Here is a 17,876-nt window from a genome sequence, read left to right on the forward strand (position 1 = left end):
GCCGGGGCGTTCCTGATGACGCTGATCGGCGGCTACGTCGCCCAGCGCACCGGCGATCGCCGCCATCTGGTGCTCGGCTTCGCGGCCGGGCTGATGCTCGGCGTGGTCGCCTTCGACCTGCTGCCGGAGGCACTGCACCAGGCGCCCGAGGAGGTCCACGGCGTGCCGCAGGCCCTGCTGATGTTCGCGGCGGGCTTCCTGGCCATTCACGTCGTCGAGCGGGCGGTGGCCATCCACCGCGGTCACGAGGGCGAGTACGCCGAACACACCCACGGCCACCAGCCCGTCCACGGGCACGCGCACGGCCGCATGTCCGGCGGCAACGGGGCGCCGGGCATCGGGCTGACCGCGGCGCTGGCCCTGGTCGGCCACAGCGTGATGGACGGCTTCGCGATCGGCGCCGCCTTCCAGGCCGGTACCACCGTCGGGACGGTGGTCGCCATCGCCGTGGTCGCGCACGACTTCGCCGACGGCTTCAACACGTACACGATCACGCGGCTGTACGGCAACGACCGGCGGCGGGCGCTGACCCTGCTGGCGGCGGACGCGCTCGCACCGGTGACCGGCGCCGCGATCACCCTGCTGTTCACCATCCCCGAGCGGCTGCTCGGCCTCTACCTCGGGTTCTTCGCCGGCTTCCTGCTCTATCTGGCGACCTCCGACATCCTCCCCGAGGCGCACAGCCCGCACCCCTCGCGCACGACGCTGCTCTGCACGCTGGCCGGGGTGGGCTTCATGTGGCTGGTGATCGGCTTCGCGAGCTGACCGGCCGTGCGGCCGGCAGCGCGTTCACCCGCCGAGCGCGGCCCACCGGGCGCGGATCGCGGTCAGCGCCGCGGTGATCGCCGGGCGCCGGGAGGCCTGGGTGCGCCAGAGCGCGAACACCCGGCGGGAGGGTTCCGGCACGACCGGCCGGGCGACCACCTCCGGCGGGAGCGCGTTGCGGCCCAGCCGCGGTACCAGGCCGACGCCCAGCCCGGCCGCGATCAGCGCGATCTGGGTCTCGAACTCGCCGACCTGGTAGCACACCTCTGGCTCCTCACCGGCCTCCCGCAGCGTCCTCACCAGCCAGTCGTGGCAGATGTTGCCGGGCGGCACGCTGATCCAGCGCAGTCCGCTCAGCCGCCCCACCGGCACCACGGGCAGTGCGGCCAGCGGGTGGGCGGCGGGCAGCAGCAGGTCCACCGGGTCCGTGCCGAGCTCCAGCCGGGAGAGGCCCTCCTGCACCGGCAGCGGTACGGTCGGCCAGTCCTGGACGAGCGCGAGGTCCACCTCGCCCCGGGCCACCAGCTCGGCCGCCGGGTACGGGTCGCTCTCCAGCAGCCGGACGTCCAGTTCGGGGCAGCGCTCGCGCAGGTCGGCGAGCGCACCCGGCATCAGGCCCCGGGCGCCGGTGGCGAAGGCGGCCACCAGCAGCCGTCCGACCGCCTGGCCGCGCTGCTCCTCCAGCCGCACCTCGGCCTGTTCCACCAGCCCCAGCACCGCCTGCGCGGTGGCGGCCAGCTCGCGCGCGGCGTCGGTCAGCACCACGCCCCGGCCCTGACGCTCCAGCAGCACCGTGCGGGTCTCGCGCTCCAGCTTGGCGATCTGCTGCGAGACCGCCGACGGGGTGAACCCGAGCGAGGCCGCCGCCCCGCCGACCGAACCGTGTACGGCCACCGCGTGCAGCGCCCGCAGGCGTCCCAAATCCATCATGCAGCAATGCTAAAGCGTGGCATTCAGTATTCATCGCTAGTGCTACATGGTTGCCGGCGGCCATCCTCGGTGCATGACCGCAACACCGGCCGCCACCGGCGGCAGCATGAGACCGCGTCACATCGCCCTGGCCGTCCTGGTCGCCGCCGTCTGGGGCCTCAACTTCGTGCTCATCCACGTCGGCCTGGAGAACTTCCCGCCGCTGCTCTTCTGCGCGCTGCGCTTCGCGGTGGTCGCCGTCCCGGCGGTCTTCTTCGTCGGGCCGCCCCGGGTGGCCTGGCGGTGGGTGCTCGCGGTCGGATGCGTGCTCGGGGTGGTCAAGTTCGGGCTGCTCTTCCTCGGCATGCACGCCGGGATGCCGGCCGGGCTCTCCTCGCTGGTCCTCCAGAGCCAGGCGGTGTTCACCGCGCTGTTCGCCGCCGTCCTGCTGGGTGAACGGCCCGGCGGGCAGCGGCTGGCCGGCCTCGCGATCGCCTTCGCCGGCATCGGGCTGAGCGCCGTCGACCACGGCCTCGGCGGTCCGGCCGGCGCGTTCGCCCTGGTCATCCTCGCCGCCCTGGCCTGGGGGCTCTCCAACGTGCTGACCCGCAAGGCCGCCCCGCCGGACGCGCTGCGCTGGATGGTCTGGGTCAGCGCCGTCCCGCCGCTGCCGCTGCTCGGGCTCTCCCTGATCGTCGAGGGGCCGGCTGCCGACCTGGAGGCGCTGCGCGAGATCACCCCGGCGGGCGTCGGCGCGATCGGCTACGTCGGGCTGGTCTCCACCCTGTTCGGCTTCGTCGCCTGGAGCTTCCTGCTGCGCAGCTACGACGCCACCGCCGTGGCGCCCTACTCCCTGCTGGTGCCGGTGTTCGGGATGTCCTCGGCCTGGCTGCTGCTCGGGGAGAAGGTCAGCCCGCCGGCCGCCTGCGCAGCGCTGCTGGTGATCGCCGGGATCGGGATCACCGCGCTGCGGCCGGGGGCGCTGCCCGCCGCGGTGGCGTGGCGGCCGCGTACGCGGCCTCGGCGGAGCGCAGTGCCCGCAGCAACGCGTCCTGCTCGGCGGGGCTGACCGGGCCGAAGTACTCCTGCGCCACCTCGTGCCGGACCAGTCCGATGCGCTCCACCGCCGAGTGGCCGGCCGCGGTCAGCACGATCCGCACCGCGCGCCGGTCGGCCGGGTCCGGGGTCCGCTCGACCAGGCCCGCCTCCTCCAGGGCGTCGACCACCGTGGTGGCCGAGCGCGGGGCGATGTGCAGCCGGTCCGCGAGGTCGCTCAGCCGCATCGCCCGGTCCGGCAGCTCGCAGCCGGGTGCGTGCGCGAGGGTGCGCAGGGCGCGGCCCTGGCCGGGGGTGATGCCGTAGGGCTCCAGCCGCTCGCTGGTGCGGCGCCGGATCCGCTTGATCGCCCGGGTCATCGCGTCGGCGAGTTCGGCGGCGGTGTCCTGGGGGGCGCTCTCCCGGTCGGCGCTCTCCGGGCCGGCGCTCTCCTGGGGGGCGGCCGCGTCGGGGGCCGGGGAGGAGCCTGCCGCGTCGTCGGTCGGCGTGGTGGTCATGGGCGGTTCTCCTCGGCAGGTGTCCGACCAAGGGTATCGGCCGGTCCGGGCGGTGGAGTGCGGTGCGGGCGGTGGAGTGCGGTGCGGACCGGCCATCGGACGGGCCGTGGAAGCGGGCGCGGGGGCGGGCGTGGAACCGGACCGAACGGGGCCGGAAAAAATGTTGAGTAAAGCTCAGTATCTGGGTTAACGTAGCCGCAAGTGAGGGCACCCTAAGTGCCCTCCGTCGATTCCTGGAGGGCCCGTGCCCCGTTCCGAAGCCCGCGTCGCCACCGCCCGCCCCGCCCGCTACGCCAAGCAGCTCGCCGCCCACATGGGCCGCAAGATCGAAGCTCACTGGTCCGACGAGACCGGCCGCGGCACCCTCACCTTCGGCGCCGGCACCGCCACCCTGGAGGCCGCGCCCGACGCCCTGCTGCTCGCCGTCGAGGGCGAGACCGAGAACCTGCCCGGCCTGGAGGACGTCGTCGGCCGCCACCTCGTCCGCTTCGGCACCCGCGACGAACTGGTCGTCGAATGGCGTCGCGACAACGGCGACGCCGGCCTCGTCCACCGCAACGACGAGCCCGCCGAAGCCTAGCCCCTGCGCGGCGGCAGCCACCGGGCGAGCACCCAGAGCACCAGCCCGGCCAGGCACCAGCCGGCCACCACGTCCAGCAGCCAGTGGTAGTCGCTCCACACCAGCCCGAGGCCGACGCCGACCGCCAGCAGCGCGGCCGCCGCGTACAGCCGGCGGCGGGCCGCGGCACCCACCGTACGGGCGAGCAGCAGCGCGGCCACGCCGTACGAGAAGGTCGCGGTCGCCGTGTGCCCGGACGGGTACCAGCCCCACTGGTCCGGCGCGAGCGGCACCCCGAACGGGCCCGGCCGGGCGAACCAGGCCTTCGCCGGCACCACCAGCAGCGGGATCAGCCCGGCCGTCAGCACCGCCACCACCACCGGCAGCCACCAGCGCGGCGCCCCGGCCCGGCGGGCCCGCCAGCCGGCCAGTGCCCCGCCGGCCAGCAGCACCGGGATCGCCGGCACCGAACTGCCCAGGTCCGAGAGCGCCTTCCCGAGGTGGTTGAGCAGGGTGCTGTGCAGCTCGTGGCGGGTCTCCCGGACGGCGTGCCGGGCCCAGCGGTCCAGCCCCAGCAGCGGCCCGTCCACGGCCACCTGCCAGGACACCAGCACCAGCACCACGCCCAGCAGGACCGGCAGCGCGGCCGAGGCACCGAACCGGCCGAGAACGCGAAGTAGCCGCCCCGGAGCAGGGGGGAGAGCTCCGGGGCGGCTCTGATGATCGCCGTTCCGCGCGCCCCGGGGGGTGTGGGTCGGACGGTCGGTCGATCGGCCTTCGGTGTGCACCGGCCCTTGCGGGACGGCCTGGTTGTCCTCACGGCCGACACGCGGACCCGCCGCTGGGGGCGGTGCCGCGGACGGGTCCGCCAATGGCTGAGGCTCGCTGTCCATCTGTCATGACACTACGTCAACGGCTGTGCCGCTCCGAGTGGCTTCAGCGATTCCGCACAGCATCTTCACCCCGGCCGGGCCACCGTTCGGACACCCCCGCACACCAGGCCGAACCCGGCCGAACCGGGCCGCGACAGCCGAACGGCCCGTGGGGACGAGAGTCCCCACGGGCCGTTCAGCGCTGTCCGGACATCCCTCCGGCGGGTCTGGGTCGCCCCGTGGGGCGGCCGGTGTCGCCCTGTGGGCGCCGCCGGCTCAGGCGGTGGTGACGCCCTGGAGCGAGAAGGCGCCCTCGAGGATGTCCAGGCCCTCGTTCAGCAGGTGCTCCGGCATGACCAGCGGCGGCAGGAAGCGCAGCACGTTGCCGTAGGTACCGGCGGTCAGCACCACCAGGCCCTCGGCGTGGCAGGCCTTGGCGATGGCCGCGGTGGCCTCCGCGTTCGCCTCCTTGGTGCCCGGCTTCACCAGCTCGATCGCGATCATCGCGCCGCGGCCGCGGACGTCGCCGATGATGTCGAACTTCTCCTGCATCGCCCGCAGGCGGTCCAGCATGACCTCGCCGATCCGCTGAGCCTTGCCGTTGAGGTCCAGCTCCTTCATGGTCTCGATGGAGCCCAGCGCGGCGGCACACGCCACCGGGTTGCCACCGTAGGTGCCGCCCAGGCCACCGGCGTGCGCGGCGTCCATGATCTCGGCGCGACCGGTCACCGCGGCCAGCGGCAGACCGCCGGCGATGCCCTTGGCGGTCGTGATCAGGTCCGGGACGATGCCCTCGTCGTCACAGGCGAACCACTGGCCGGTCCGGCAGAAGCCGGTCTGGATCTCGTCCGCGACGAACACGATGCCGTTGGCCTTCGCGAACTCCACGATCGCCGGCATGAAGCCCTTGGCCGGCTCGATGAAGCCGCCTTCGCCCTGGATCGGCTCGATGATGATCGCGGCGACGTTGTCGGCGCCGATCTGCTTGGTGATGATCTCGATCGCCTGGGCGGCGGCCTCGGCGGCGCAGTTCTCCGCACCGGTCAGCCAGCGGTACGGGTAGGCCACCGGCACCCGGTAGATCTCCGGGGCGAACGGACCGAAGCCCTGCTTGTACGGCATGTTCTTCGCCGTCAGGCCCATGGTGAGGTTGGTGCGGCCGTGGTAACCGTGGTCGAACACCACGACGGCGGTGCGCTTGGTGTAGGCGCGGGCGATCTTCACCGCGTTCTCGACCGCCTCGGCGCCCGAGTTGAACAGCGCGGTGCGCTTGTCGTGGTCACCCGGGGTCAGCTCGTTGAGCTGCTCGGCCACGGCCACGTAACCCTCGTACGGGGTCACCATGAAACAGGTGTGGGTGAAGGCGGCCAGTTGCTCGGTCGCCCTGGCCACCACGGCCTCGGCGCTGTTGCCGACATTGGTCACGGCGATGCCGGAGCCGAAGTCGATCAGCGAGTTGCCGTCCACGTCCTCCAGCACGCCACCGTTGGCGCGGGACACGTACACCGGCAGCGTGGTGCCGACGCCGGCCGCCACCGCACCCAGCTTGCGGGCCTGCAGCTCCTGCGACTTCGGACCGGGGATCGCGGTGACCAGGCGGCGCTCCTGCGGGAGCGGCGTTGCGGCGCTCATGGGTTTCTCCAGACTTCTCGGCTCGGTGCTTCGCAGGCTACGGCCGCCCTCCCCGGCCAGGCATGCGCCACTCGGTAGCACTGGGCCGTCCGACTTGTCCGGGGCGGCCAGCGCGGGTGGTGCGACTACCCGCCGGCTCCGCTCCACTACATTGAGCGGGGGCGTGTCGCCGGTACGGCGGCATGGGTATGGCGGCACCGACGACGGTCGGGCCGGGCGGGCGAGGGAGCGGGGCCGTACATGGAACTGGACGGGGCGCAGGGCCACGGCGAGCGGACCACCACCAGACCCCCCACACCCCTGCCCCACCCGCGACCCGCCTTCGACCTCCGCACCTGGGTCGCCGCCCCCCGCCCCGAAGCCCCCCCGGGCATCTACCGCCAGGGCTACCAGCAGGTCGACCCCGAGCAGGCCGAAGAGGCGAAGGTGCCCACCGGGCCGTTGCTGCTGCGCGCTGCCTTGAACGTGGTTGCAACCATTGCGACGTACTACATCGGCACCGTTGTGTTGATGTATGCGGCGGGGTTCCTGCTTCGTTGGTTCGACGGAACGTCTCCCGAACAGTTCGATGTCGTGCAGGTCCTGATCAACCTGGTCACCATCAGCTGCGCGGCGGCTGTTTTCTGGCGGACGGGCCGGTGGCGGGAGGTGGCCCGCCGATTCCTCACCCGCTCGGGCTGGCGGCAGAACATCGCCCCTGTGCTCGCACGAGCCATCACCCATGAAGGGCCGGGACCCGTCAAGCCGATGTCGCCGCCGGAGGCGGTACCGGTTGCGGACCCGTGGCTTGCCCAACGTGTTGGTGGGGCCGAGGCGGCGGCAGGCAGACTCGACCGGGAACCGGTCGGGGACGTGGACTATGTGCGGATCCAGCGGGCATGGGAGTCGGCCCAGGCCGACCGCGTGTTCGTGCCGGCGTTTGTGGACCAGGTGATGGCCCGCGGCGCGGCAGCATTCAGCCATCCGTCGGGGAGTCGGGATCTGCAGGGGCGGGCCGCGCATCACGATCTGCTGGTACAGCAGGTGCGGCTCGGGACGACGCAGGATGTTCCGAAGAACTCGCAGATCTACCGGACGACTGGGTTTGCACTCGATCCGACCCTGCTTGGCACCTCACTGCTGGCAGTCGGCCCGGCGGGCACCGGCAAGACGGCACGACTGGCCCGGCCCGCCGCCGAGGCACTCTGTCTTCAGGCGCTGGCAGGGACGGCGTGTGTGGTGGCGATCGGGGCTGCGGACGCCGATCTCGGCCCAGACACCTGGTATGACGTGGTGATCGCGCCGGGAGAGCCGGGTTCGGCCTACGGCCTGGACCTCTACGGCGCCACGCAGGACCCGGACGAGGCTGCCGCCCGGTTGGCGGACGCACTGCTGCCGGACGAGCTGACCGCACGTGCGGAGAGCGCCCGCATGGCGCTCCAGCAGGTGGTGGGTCCGTTCCACGCCGCCTACGGCCGCTACCCCGGCGTGCGAGAGCTGCGGGGGCTGCTCTCGGGTGAGGCGGGCGTGACGGACGCGTTGGTGAAGGCCTTGCGGGTGGCGGGCCGACTGGAGACGTACGAGCGGGACCTTGAGCACCGTGACCTGCAACGGGACAGGGCGGACGACCCGGGCGCACTGCTGGCGGACCGGCTGGCACTGCTGGACAGGCCGGCGTTCGAGGGGGCGTTCATGACGGACGGCTCCGGTCGGCCGCCGTTCGCGATGCGTGCCCTTGACCACCCGCTGCGGGTACGGGTGAAGCTGCCAGAACGCAGTCACCCGGAGGCGGCGCGCATTCTGTCCCGACTGGTGGTGGGGCAGTTCGTTCTGGCGGCGGTTGTCCGTGAGGATCGTTCGCTCTTCGCCGGTCTTGTGGTGGACGACGCGTCGGCAGCACTCGATGCGAGTACGGTGCGGGGCCTGCAGCGGATGCGCGGCGCAAACGCCGGCGCGGTTCTGCTGCTGCGCACACTCATGGACCTGCCGGAGGCGCTTCGGACCCCGCTGTTCGGTGCCGTCGGATGCCGAATGGTCTTCCCTGGCATCGCGCCCTGGGACGGAAAGTTCTTCTCCGAAGCCTGGGGCACTCACGTGATACACGAGAAGGTCGTCACTCATGTCCCACAGACGGAGGGCGGCGCCCTCCGGCGGGCCGGGCGGTTGGGGCGGAAGGCGTTGTCGGGGACGACCGCGCAGACCGAGTCGGTGACCACCCGGGACGTGGAGCGGTTGCGCTGGTCGCCGTCGGATCTGGCGCACGCGTTGCCGGCGGGGCATGCCGTGGTGTCGTTGACGGCGGTGTCGGGTGAGCAGGTGCCACCGCTGCTGGTGGATCTGCGGGGCTGAAGCTCGCCTTCGAGGTGGATTCGGCAGTGCCGGTTGTCCGGGGCGTCCATAATGAGAGGAGAGACTCCTCCCTCGACCCCCACCCCGAACCAGAAGCCACTGAAGCCCCAGCTCCCTCTGCCCTCTCCTCGCCCGGCCGCAACGGCGCGGTCAGGTCGTTCCCTCGAAGGTGCCATGCCTCCCACACTCGCCTCCGTCGTCCGCAACACCTCGCTCCATCTGACGGTCCTCGCCGGTGCGGACCATCTGGAGCGGCCGGTCCGCTGGGTGCACACCAGCGAGCTGGACGACCCGACGCCGTTCCTCGAGGGCGGTGAGCTGCTGCTCACCACCGGTATCAAGCTGGGCCGTACCGCCGCCCAGTTGCAGGCGTACGTGCACCGGCTGGCCGACGCGGGCGTGGTGGGGCTGGGTCTGGGTGTCGGGCTGTCGCACACGGAGGTGCCGCAGCCGCTGGTGGACGCGGCGGCGCAGCGCGGGCTTCCGCTGTTGCGGGTGCCGGAGCCGACGCCGTTCATCGCGATCAGCAAGGTGGTGTCGGCGGCGCTGGCGGCCGAGCAGTACGAGGCGGTGACGACCAGTTTCGAGGCGCAGGAGGAGCTGACCCGGGCGGCGCTGGGCAAGGACGGCACCACGGCGGTGGTGCGCCGGCTGGCGGCGCGGCTGGGTGGTTGGGCGGCGCTGTACGACGGGTCGGGTGCGCTGTCGGTGGTGGCGCCGGACTGGGCGGCCCGCCGGGCGGGCCGACTGGCGGCCGAGGTGGACCGGCTGCGCCGGCGCCCGGCGCCGTCGAGTGCGGCGCTGCAGGGGCGTTCGCCGGGGATAGACACGGCGGACGAGGACTACGTGGTGGTCCAGTCGCTGGGGGCGGACCGGCGGGCCCGGGGCTTCCTGGCGGTGGGGACCGAGGACCGGATCACCCCGACCGAGCGGTACGTGCTGAATGCGGCGGTGGCGCTGCTGACCCTCACCCTGGAGCGCTCGCGCGAGCTGCGGCAGGCGGAGGAGCGGATGGGCGCGGCGCTGCTGCGGATGGTGCTGGCGGGCGAGGTGGCGACGGCCCGGCAGGTGGCGGCTGGGCTGTTCGGCGGCCTGCCGGAGGGGACGGTCCGGGTCATGGTGGCGGGCGCCGGGCAGGGCGTGGACGCCGCGGAGGCGCTGGGCGAGCTGGGGGACCGGGCCGAGCAGGCGGGTGCCCGGGTGGGCGAGAAGCTGCTGGTGGCGCGGGAGGACGGTGCGCACGGGGCGCGGCTGATGGTGCTGGCGCTGGACAACGGTTCGGTGCACCGGGCCTGTCTCGGTGTGGTGGAGGAGCACGAGGGGCTGTCGCTGGGCGTCTCGGCGCCGGCCGCTCTGGAGGAGGCGGGGACGGCGCACGCGCAGGCCGAGCGGGCGCTGGCGGTGGCGCTGCGTGGTGGCCGCCGGTCGGTGGACCACGAGGAGGTGGGCGCGGGTTCGCTGCTGCCGTTGCTCGGGGAGGACGCGGTGACGGCGTTCGCGGAGGGGCTGCTGCGTCCGCTGCGGGAGCACGACCGTACGGCGCGTGGTGACCTGGTGGCCTCGCTGCGGGCCTGGCTCTCCAGACACGGGCAGTGGGACGCCGCCGCCGCCGATCTCGGCGTTCACCGGCACACCCTGCGGTACCGGATGCGGCGGGTCGAGGAGTTGCTGGGCCGCTCGCTGGACGACACGGACGTGCGGATGGAGCTCTGGCTGGCGCTCCGCTCCGGCGAGGAGTAGCACCGGCTCCGGCAGCGGGCCCCCGGCCCCCGGCCCCCGGCCCCCCGGGACCCGTCCGGCTGGACGCTGTGGAGTGCGCGCGGAGGCGAACGCTACTCCGTGGCCAATCCGGGTCGGCGTGCCGCCGCCCTACCCTCGGTTTCAGGTTCCACGTCCGTGGGGCCGTGAGGACGACGAGGAGAGGGCCGGTACCACGGTGACCACCACGTACGAATTCTGGCTGGCCGGCCGCCGGGCGAGCGGCGACGCCGACTTCGAGGTGCACAACAGCTGGGACGGCCGCCTGGTCGGCAAGGTCAGTGTGCCGACCGAGGCCCAGGTCGAGGAGGCGCTGGACGCCGCCGTCGCCGCGCTTCCGGTGTTCGCCGCGACCCCCGCGCACGTGCGTGCCGCCGCGCTGGACCACGTGGCCAAGCGCCTGGCCGAGCGCACCGAGGAGATCGCCCGGCTGATCACTGCCGAGAACGGCAAGCCGATCAAGTGGGCCCGCGGTGAGGTCGGCCGTGCCGTCTCCGTCTTCCGCTGGGCGGCCGAGGAGGCCCGCCGGACCAACGGCGAGACCATGCGGCTGGACACCGACCCGGGCGGCGTGGGCCGTTTCGCGGTGGTGCGCAAGTTCCCGCGCGGCGTGGTGCTGGGCATCGCGCCGTTCAACTTCCCGCTGAACCTGGTCGCCCACAAGGTCGCCCCGGCGATCGCGGTCGGCGCCCCGATCATCCTCAAGCCGGCTCCGGCCACCCCGCTCTCGGCGATGGTGCTGGGCGAGATCCTGGCCGAGACGGACCTGCCGGCCGGCTCCTGGAGCGTTCTGCCGGTGCCGAACGACCGGATGCCCGCCCTGGTGCAGGACCCGCGTCTGCCGGTGATCTCCTTCACCGGCTCGGACAAGGTCGGCTACCAGATCATGGACTCGGTGCCGCGCAAGCACACCACCCTGGAGCTGGGCGGGAACGCCGCCGCCGTGGTGCTCGCCGACTGGTCTTCCGAGGCCGACCTGGACTGGGCCGCCACCCGGATCGCGATGTTCGCCAACTACCAGGGCGGCCAGTCCTGCATCTCGGTGCAGCGCGTGATCGCCGACGCGTCCGTGTACGACGCGCTGGTGGAGAAGGTCGTGGCCAAGGTCCGCGCCCAGGTCACCGGTGACCCCAACGAGGACGCGACCGATGTCGGTCCGCTGGTCGACGAGAACGCCGCCAAGCGGGTGGAGTCCTGGGTGGACGACGCCGTCGCCAAGGGCGCCAAGGTGCTCACCGGCGGTACCCGCGAGGGTGCGACCTACGCCCCGACCGTGCTGGCCGACCTGCCGGCCGACGCGATCCTGGCCAAGGCCGAGGTGTTCGGCCCGGTCCTGTCGCTGCACAAGGTGGACGGCACCGACGAGGCCTTCGCCGCCGTCAACGACTCGGCCTTCGGCCTGCAGGCGGGCGTCTTCACCCGTGACCTGCAGACCGCCTTCCGTGCCCAGCGGGAGCTGGAGGTCGGCGGCGTGATCATCGGTGACGCCCCGTCCTACCGCGCCGACCAGATGCCGTACGGCGGCGTCAAGGACTCCGGCGTCGGCCGCGAGGGCGTCAAGTACGCGATGGGCGACTACACCGTCGAGAAGGTCCTGGTCCTCACCGGCCTGGACCTCTAGGACGGCGCACCGACAGGTCGACGCACCGAGGGCCCGGCACCGCTTCAGCGCGGTGCCGGGCCCTCGGCATGCCGACGTCCGGGCCGGTCAGGCGTGCCCGGCGGCCGCCGCGACGGCCTCCGCCACGGTGGCGTTGCCGGAGACCAGTTCCAGGGTCTGCCCCGCGGTGCCCGGCTCGTGCAGCAGCGCGGCCAGGACGGCGGCCACGTCGGCCCGGTCCACCGCGCCGCGCCCGACGGACGGGGCGAGCCGGACGAGACCGGTGCCCGGTCCGTCGGTGAGCCGGCCGGGGCGCAGCACCGTCCAGTCCAGCGTGGTGCGGGCCCGGACGGCGTCGTCGGCGGCGCCCTTGGCCCGCAGGTAGGTCTCGAACACCGGGTCGGCGGGGTAGTGGGCGCCGGCGTCGGCGCCCATCGAGGAGATGATCAGGTAGCGCCGGACGCCGGCGAGTTCGGCGGCGTCGGCGAACAGGACGGCGGCGTCGCGGTCGACGGTGTTCTTGCGGTCGGCTCCGCTGCCCGGTCCGGCGCCGGCGGCGAAGACCACCGCGTCGGCGCCGGTGAGCAGGGGGGCGAGTTCGTGGACGGTGGCGGCCTCCAGGTCGAGCAGTAGCGGCTCGGCGCCTGCGGCCTCGAGGGCCTCGGCCTGTTCGGGGCGGCGGATGATCCCGGCGGGCCGGTCGCCGTGCTCGGCGAGCAGCCTTTCCAGCTTGAGCGCGATCTGTCCGTGGCCTCCGGCGATGACGGTACGCATGGCTCTGACGGTAGCCGGGGCGCCCGGCGGCGTCCTGCGGAGGAGGGGCGTCCCGGGGAGGCCGGCGGGCAGGACACAATGGGCGCATGACTTCGCTCGCCCACCCGCAGCTGCGCTTCACCCCCGCGGTGAAGGACCCTTCCGCTCCCCGGGAGCTGGTGATCCTCGGCTCCACCGGTTCGATCGGCACCCAGGCCATCGACGTGGTGCGCCGCAACCCGGACCGTTTCCGCGTGGTCGCCCTGTCGGCGGCCGGCGGCCGGGTGGAGCTGCTCGCCGAGCAGGCCCTGGAGCTGGGCGTGCACACGGTGGCGGTCGCCGACCCGGCGGCCGAGCCGGCGCTGCGCGAGGCGCTGGCGGCGAAGGCGGCCGGCCGGCCGCTGCCCGCCGTGCTGGCGGGCCCGGACGCGGCCACCGAGCTGGCGGCGATGGAGTGCCACTCGGTGCTGAACGGCATCACCGGTTCGATCGGCCTGCGTCCCACTCTGGCCGCGCTGGAGGCGGGCCGGGTGCTGGTGCTGGCGAACAAGGAGTCGCTGATCGTCGGCGGTCCGCTGGTGAAGGCGGTGGCGAAGGCCGGGCAGATCGTGCCCGTGGACTCCGAGCACGCCGCGCTGTTCCAGGCGCTGGCCGGCGGCACCCGGGCGGAGGTCCGCAAGCTGGTGGTCACCGCCAGCGGCGGCCCGTTCCGCAGCCGGACGCGTGAGCAGTTGGCCGGCGTCACCCCGAAGGACGCGCTGGCGCACCCGACCTGGGCGATGGGCCCGGTGGTGACGATCAACTCGGCCACCCTGGTCAACAAGGGCCTGGAGGTGATCGAGGCGCACCTGCTCTACGACGTGCCGTTCGAGCGAATCGAGGTCGTGGTCCATCCGCAGTCGGTCGTGCACTCGATGGTGGAGTTCACGGACGGGTCGACGCTGGCGCAGGCGAGCCCGCCGGACATGCGGATGCCGATCGCGCTGGGCATCGGCTGGCCGGACCGGGTCCCGGACGCGGCGCCCGGCTGCGACTGGACCAAGGCGGCCACCTGGGAGTTCTTCCCGCTGGACAACGAGGCCTTCCCGGCGGTCGAGCTGGCCCGCGAGGCGGGGTCGCTGGGCGGCACCGTCCCGGCCGTCTTCAACGCGGCGAACGAGGAGTGCGTGGAGGCGTTCCTGAACGGCCGCCTCGCCTTCACGGGAATCGTGGACACTGTTGCCAAGGTCGTGACCGAGCACGGGGCGCCGGCGTCGGGAACTTCTCTGACCGTCGAGGACGTCCTGCACGCGGAGGACTGGGCCCGCGCCCGGGCCCGCGAGCTGGCGGCGGGCTGACGGCTCCGGCCGCAGTGCAGAGGTACCGCGGGACCGACGGGCCGTCGTACGGTAGGTCGCCCTGCCGTACGACGCTCTACGGCACGACGCGGTACGACAAGACGACGAGCGGAGCGGCATGACGGAGGGCCAGCTGTGGCAACGGTTTTGACGGTGGTCGGCATCCTGGTCTTCGCGGTCGGGCTGCTCATCTCGATCGCCTGGCACGAGCTGGGCCACCTCTCCACGGCCAAGCTGTTCGGCATCAGGGTGCCGCAGTACATGGTCGGCTTCGGCCCGACGGTCTGGTCCCGGAAGAAGGGCGAGACCGAGTACGGCTTCAAGGCGATCCCGCTGGGCGGGTACATCCGCATGATCGGGATGTTCCCTCCCGGTGAGGACGGGCGGATCACCAAGCGCAGCAGCTCGCCGTTCCGGACGATGATCGAGGACGCCCGGGAGGCCTCCTACGAGGAGCTCCAGGAGGGTGACGAGAGCCGCCTCTTCTACACCCGCAAGCCGTGGAAACGCGTCATCGTCATGTTCGCCGGCCCGTTCATGAACCTGATCCTCGCGTTCGGGCTCTTCCTGACGGTCAACATGGGCTTCGGGCAGCCCACCGCGCTGCCGACCATCGGCTCGGTCTCCCAGTGCATCGTCAAGGCCGGCCAGCCCACCGACGTCTGCCCGGCCGACGCGCCGCCGACCCCGGCCTTCCAGGTCGGCCTGAAGCAGGGCGACAAGGTCGTCTCCTTCGACGGTGACCGGATCCGCGACTACGACCAGCTCCAGACGGACATCCGCAAGTCGGCCGGCAAGGTCGTGCCGATCGTGGTCGAGCGCGACGGGCAGCAGCTCACGCTCACCCCCACGATCGCCGTCAACGCCGTGCAGAAGTTCGACGGCAACAATCTGCCGGTCAAGGGCGAGACCGTGCAGGCGGGCTTCCTCGGGTTCACCCCGAAGCGCGCGATCGTCCAGCAGACCTTCGGCCAGTCCCTCGACCGGATGTACGACATGGGCGAGAACGGGGTGAAGTCGCTGGCCGCCCTGCCCGGCAAGATTCCGGGCCTGTGGAACGCGGTCGTCGGCGACGCCCCCCGCGACCCGGACTCGCCGATCGGCATGGTCGGTGCCGCCCGGGTCAGCGGTGAGGTCTTCTCCCTCGACATCCCCGGCAGCCAGCGGATCGCGTTCTTCGTGAACCTGCTGGCCGGTATCAACCTGTCGCTCTTCCTGTTCAACATGCTGCCGCTGCTCCCGCTGGACGGCGGCCACATCGCCGGCGCGCTCTGGGAGTCGGTCCGCCGGCGTCTCGCACGGCTGTTCAAGCGGCCCGACCCGGGCCCCTTCGACGTGGCCCGGCTGATGCCGCTCGCCTACGTGGTGGCCAGCATCTTCATCGGCTTCACCCTGCTGGTGCTGGTAGCCGACCTGGTGAACCCCGTCAAGATCAGCTGACGGTGCGGGTACGGCTGGTGTGCCCGGGGCCACCACCGTGCCGTACCGTTGGAGGCCGGGTGCGCGTTCATCGGCGCGCCCGGCCCCGGCCTTCCCGAACGGCCGGACCGACCTCACCTCAACCCCGGGGAACCCTGCGCACATGACCGCGATCTCGCTCGGTATTCCGTCCCTGCCGCTCAAGCCGCTCGCCAAGCGCCGTTTCTCCCGGCAGATCATGGTCGGCAACGTTCCGGTCGGCGGCGACGCGCCCGTCTCGGTGCAGTCCATGACCACCACGGTGACGGCGGACATCAACGCCACGCTGCAGCAGATCGCGGAGCTGACCGCCTCCGGCTGTCAGATCGTCCGGGTGGCCTGCCCGTCGCAGGACGACGCCGACGCGCTGCCGATCATCGCCAAGAAGTCGAAGATCCCGGTCATCGCGGACATCCACTTCCAGCCGAAGTACGTCTTCGCCGCGATCGACGCCGGCTGCGCCGCGGTCCGCGTCAACCCGGGCAACATCAAGGCCTTCGACGACAAGGTCGGCGAGATCGCCAAGGCCGCCAGGGACGCCGGGGTCCCGATCCGGATCGGCGTCAACGCGGGCTCGCTCGACAAGCGCCTCCTGGAGAAGTACGGCCGGGCCACCCCCGAGGCGCTGGTCGAGTCCGCGCTCTGGGAGTGCTCGCTGTTCGAGGAGCACGACTTCCGCGACATCAAGATCTCGGTCAAGCACAACGACCCGGTCGTGATGATCAACGCGTACCGCCAGCTCGCCGCCGCCTGTGACTACCCGCTGCACCTCGGTGTCACCGAGGCCGGCCCGGCGTTCCAGGGCACCATCAAGTCCGCGGTCGCCTTCGGCGCGCTGCTCGCCGAGGGCATCGGCGACACCATCCGGGTCTCCCTCTCCGCTCCGCCGGCCGAGGAGATCAAGGTCGGCAACCAGATCCTGGAGTCGCTCGGCCTGCGCGAGCGCGGCCTGGAGATCGTCTCCTGCCCGTCCTGCGGCCGCGCCCAGGTCGACGTCTACAAGCTCGCGGAGGAGGTCACCGCCGGCCTGGAGGGCATGGAGGTGCCGCTGCGCGTCGCCGTCATGGGCTGCGTCGTCAACGGTCCGGGCGAGGCCCGCGAGGCCGATCTCGGCGTCGCCTCCGGCAACGGCAAGGGCCAGATCTTCGTCAAGGGCGAGGTCATCAAGACCGTCCCCGAGTCGAAGATCGTCGAGACCCTGATCGAGGAGGCCCTCAAGCTCGCCGAGCAGATGCAGGCCGAGGGCGTCGAGTCGGGTGCCCCGACCGTGACCGCTGCGGAGTGACCAGCGGACGGTAGTTTCCGGAGGCGGGGTCGTCCGTGCGCGGACGACCCCGCGGCCGTAGCCGGGTGGGGTCACGGAGTAGGGTGCGGCCAGAGTCGTCTCAGTGAGGTGCTGTCTCGATGCTCGATCGAGGTGTGATGCTCCCCAGCTCGTTCCAGGCCGCCCGCGCCCTGGTGACCACGCGCGTCCTGGAGGCCCCCGACCTCGCGGACACCCTGGAGGTGTTGCACCGGGACCCGGTCGCCAACGCCTTCGTCGCCACCCGGGTCGAGTCCGTCGGCCTCGACCCCTGGCGCCTCGGCGGCGAGATGTGGGGCTGGTACGACGAGCACGGCGAACTGGACGCGCTCTGTTACGCCGGCGCCAACCTCGTGCTGGTCAACGCCGGGCCGCAGGCCGTCCAGGCCTTCGCCGAACGGGCCCGCCGCCAGGGCCGCCGGTGCTCCTCGATCGTCGGCCCCGCCGAGCCCACCGCAGCCCTCTGGGCACTGCTGGAACGCAGCTGGGGCCCGGCCCGCGAGGTCCGCGGCCACCAGCCGTTGATGGCCACCACCGTGCCGTCCGCCGAGATCGCCCCCGACCCGCTGGTGCGGCGGGTACGGCGCACCGAGGTCGAGACGCTGATGCCGGCCTGCGTGGCGATGTTCACCGAGGAGGTCGGGGTCTCCCCCCTGGCCGGCGACGGCGGACTGCTCTACCAGGCCCGGGTCGCCGAACTGGTCGCCGCCGGGCGCTCGTTCGCCCGGTTCGCCGAGGACGGCCAGGTGGTCTTCAAGGCCGAGATCGGAGCCGTCACCGAGGGCGCCTGCCAGATCCAGGGCGTCTGGGTCGACCCCGCCCACCGCGGTCAGGGGCTCTCCGAGACCGGAATGGCCGCCGTCCTCGACATCGCCCTGCGCGAGGTCGCCCCGGTGGTCTCGCTCTACGTCAACGACTACAACCTGCGCGCCCGCGCGGCCTACCGCCGGGTCGGCTTCCGCGAGGTCGGCGCGTTCATGAGTGTCCTTTTCTGAGGCGTGCGCTGTGGAGGAAGCCGGTTCCGGGCCCAGGGCCGCACCGGGCCTTCG

Annotated in this window: 15 protein-coding genes; 10 read left to right on the forward strand and 5 right to left on the reverse strand. The window is 72.7% G+C overall.

Translation table 11 applies throughout. The annotated features are described in order from the left end of the window. Window positions 1-15 precede the first annotated feature (15 nt). Window positions 16-765 carry a ZIP family metal transporter gene (locus tag OG286_RS25945; protein WP_396325628.1) on the forward strand — a complete coding sequence of 250 codons (750 nt, stop codon included), beginning with the start codon at window positions 16-18 and terminating at the stop codon, window positions 763-765. Between the two features lie 24 nt (window positions 766-789). Here the strand turns inward: OG286_RS25945 and OG286_RS25950 are convergent, their stop codons facing one another. After that, window positions 790-1,695 (reverse strand): LysR family transcriptional regulator, encoded by a 906-nt coding sequence (locus OG286_RS25950; RefSeq protein WP_396325615.1) that lies wholly within the window; start codon window positions 1,693-1,695, stop codon window positions 790-792. Between the two features lie 106 nt (window positions 1,696-1,801). Here OG286_RS25950 and OG286_RS25955 point away from each other — a divergent pair, with 106 nt between their 5' ends. After that, window positions 1,802-2,743 (forward strand): EamA family transporter, encoded by a 942-nt coding sequence (locus OG286_RS25955; protein WP_405363708.1) that lies wholly within the window; start codon window positions 1,802-1,804, stop codon window positions 2,741-2,743. Here the strand turns inward: OG286_RS25955 and OG286_RS25960 are convergent. Beyond that, complete coding sequence (locus tag OG286_RS25960; RefSeq protein ID WP_396325614.1) at window positions 2,634-3,227, reverse strand: MarR family winged helix-turn-helix transcriptional regulator; 594 nt, start codon at window positions 3,225-3,227, stop codon at window positions 2,634-2,636. The genes OG286_RS25955 and OG286_RS25960 overlap by 110 nt on opposite strands. Before the next feature lie 244 nt (window positions 3,228-3,471). Here OG286_RS25960 and OG286_RS25965 point away from each other — a divergent pair, with 244 nt between their 5' ends. Then, window positions 3,472-3,807 (forward strand): DUF2218 domain-containing protein, encoded by a 336-nt coding sequence (locus OG286_RS25965; protein WP_396325613.1) that lies wholly within the window; start codon window positions 3,472-3,474, stop codon window positions 3,805-3,807. Here the strand turns inward: OG286_RS25965 and OG286_RS25970 are convergent. Continuing rightward, a complete protein-coding gene (locus OG286_RS25970) occupies window positions 3,804-4,409 on the reverse strand; it encodes a phosphatase PAP2 family protein (RefSeq protein WP_396325612.1) in 606 nt (201 codons plus the stop codon). The genes OG286_RS25965 and OG286_RS25970 overlap by 4 nt on opposite strands. 525 nt (window positions 4,410-4,934) lie before the next feature. Then, window positions 4,935-6,290, reverse strand: a complete 1,356-nt coding sequence (gabT, locus tag OG286_RS25975; RefSeq protein WP_396325611.1) for a 4-aminobutyrate--2-oxoglutarate transaminase — start codon at window positions 6,288-6,290, stop codon at window positions 4,935-4,937. A 240-nt stretch (window positions 6,291-6,530) separates the two neighbouring features. On the opposite strand from gabT, the gene OG286_RS25980 reads away from it, so the two are divergent. The 3 genes from OG286_RS25980 to OG286_RS25990 all read left to right on the forward strand — a co-directional run bounded on the left by OG286_RS25980 (window position 6,531) and on the right by OG286_RS25990 (window position 11,997). Then, window positions 6,531-8,618 (forward strand): ATP-binding protein, encoded by a 2,088-nt coding sequence (locus OG286_RS25980; RefSeq protein ID WP_405365809.1) that lies wholly within the window; start codon window positions 6,531-6,533, stop codon window positions 8,616-8,618. Window positions 8,619-8,792: 174 nt separating this feature from the next. Next, on the forward strand, window positions 8,793-10,358 hold the full coding sequence (locus OG286_RS25985; RefSeq protein ID WP_396325609.1) for a PucR family transcriptional regulator: 1,566 nt from the start codon (window positions 8,793-8,795) through the stop codon (window positions 10,356-10,358). A gap of 196 nt (window positions 10,359-10,554) precedes the next feature. Continuing rightward, complete coding sequence (locus OG286_RS25990; protein ID WP_396325608.1) at window positions 10,555-11,997, forward strand: aldehyde dehydrogenase family protein; 1,443 nt, start codon at window positions 10,555-10,557, stop codon at window positions 11,995-11,997. A gap of 87 nt (window positions 11,998-12,084) precedes the next feature. Here OG286_RS25990 and OG286_RS25995 read toward each other — a convergent pair whose 3' ends face one another. Continuing rightward, a complete protein-coding gene (locus OG286_RS25995) occupies window positions 12,085-12,750 on the reverse strand; it encodes an NAD(P)H-binding protein (protein WP_405359890.1) in 666 nt (221 codons plus the stop codon). A gap of 86 nt (window positions 12,751-12,836) precedes the next feature. On the opposite strand from OG286_RS25995, the gene dxr reads away from it, so the two are divergent. The 4 genes from dxr (at window position 12,837) to OG286_RS26015 (ending at window position 17,822) form a co-directional block, all read left to right on the forward strand. Beyond that, complete coding sequence (gene dxr, locus OG286_RS26000; protein ID WP_396325606.1) at window positions 12,837-14,066, forward strand: 1-deoxy-D-xylulose-5-phosphate reductoisomerase; 1,230 nt, start codon at window positions 12,837-12,839, stop codon at window positions 14,064-14,066. A 135-nt stretch (window positions 14,067-14,201) separates the two neighbouring features. Beyond that, window positions 14,202-15,506, forward strand: coding sequence for a M50 family metallopeptidase (locus OG286_RS26005; RefSeq protein WP_405365810.1), 1,305 nt, complete (start codon window positions 14,202-14,204; stop codon window positions 15,504-15,506). Window positions 15,507-15,648: 142 nt separating this feature from the next. Beyond that, complete coding sequence (ispG, locus tag OG286_RS26010; RefSeq protein WP_396325604.1) at window positions 15,649-16,809, forward strand: flavodoxin-dependent (E)-4-hydroxy-3-methylbut-2-enyl-diphosphate synthase; 1,161 nt, start codon at window positions 15,649-15,651, stop codon at window positions 16,807-16,809. Window positions 16,810-16,946: 137 nt separating this feature from the next. Further along, on the forward strand, window positions 16,947-17,822 hold the full coding sequence (locus OG286_RS26015; protein WP_396325626.1) for a GNAT family N-acetyltransferase: 876 nt from the start codon (window positions 16,947-16,949) through the stop codon (window positions 17,820-17,822). Window positions 17,823-17,876 lie beyond the last annotated feature (54 nt).

It is taken from the genome of Kitasatospora sp. NBC_00039, assembly GCF_045160625.1.
Classification (GTDB): domain Bacteria; phylum Actinomycetota; class Actinomycetes; order Streptomycetales; family Streptomycetaceae; genus Kitasatospora.

What these genes read in the sequence shown, in the direction of transcription:
- OG286_RS25995 (WP_405359890.1), bottom strand. Translation starts at nt 12,750, where the DNA reads ATGCGTACCGTCATCGCCGGAGGCCACGGACAGATCGCGCTCAAGCTG.
- ispG (WP_396325604.1), top strand. Translation starts at nt 15,649, where the DNA reads ATGACCGCGATCTCGCTCGGTATTCCGTCCCTGCCGCTCAAGCCGCTC.
- OG286_RS25945 (WP_396325628.1), top strand. Translation starts at nt 16, where the DNA reads ATGACGCTGATCGGCGGCTACGTCGCCCAGCGCACCGGCGATCGCCGC.
- OG286_RS25980 (WP_405365809.1), top strand. Translation starts at nt 6,531, where the DNA reads ATGGAACTGGACGGGGCGCAGGGCCACGGCGAGCGGACCACCACCAGA.
- dxr (WP_396325606.1), top strand. Translation starts at nt 12,837, where the DNA reads ATGACTTCGCTCGCCCACCCGCAGCTGCGCTTCACCCCCGCGGTGAAG.
- OG286_RS26015 (WP_396325626.1), top strand. Translation starts at nt 16,947, where the DNA reads ATGCTCCCCAGCTCGTTCCAGGCCGCCCGCGCCCTGGTGACCACGCGC.
- gabT (WP_396325611.1), bottom strand. Translation starts at nt 6,290, where the DNA reads ATGAGCGCCGCAACGCCGCTCCCGCAGGAGCGCCGCCTGGTCACCGCG.
- OG286_RS25960 (WP_396325614.1), bottom strand. Translation starts at nt 3,227, where the DNA reads ATGACCACCACGCCGACCGACGACGCGGCAGGCTCCTCCCCGGCCCCC.
- OG286_RS25955 (WP_405363708.1), top strand. Translation starts at nt 1,802, where the DNA reads ATGAGACCGCGTCACATCGCCCTGGCCGTCCTGGTCGCCGCCGTCTGG.
- OG286_RS25950 (WP_396325615.1), bottom strand. Translation starts at nt 1,695, where the DNA reads ATGATGGATTTGGGACGCCTGCGGGCGCTGCACGCGGTGGCCGTACAC.
- OG286_RS25985 (WP_396325609.1), top strand. Translation starts at nt 8,793, where the DNA reads ATGCCTCCCACACTCGCCTCCGTCGTCCGCAACACCTCGCTCCATCTG.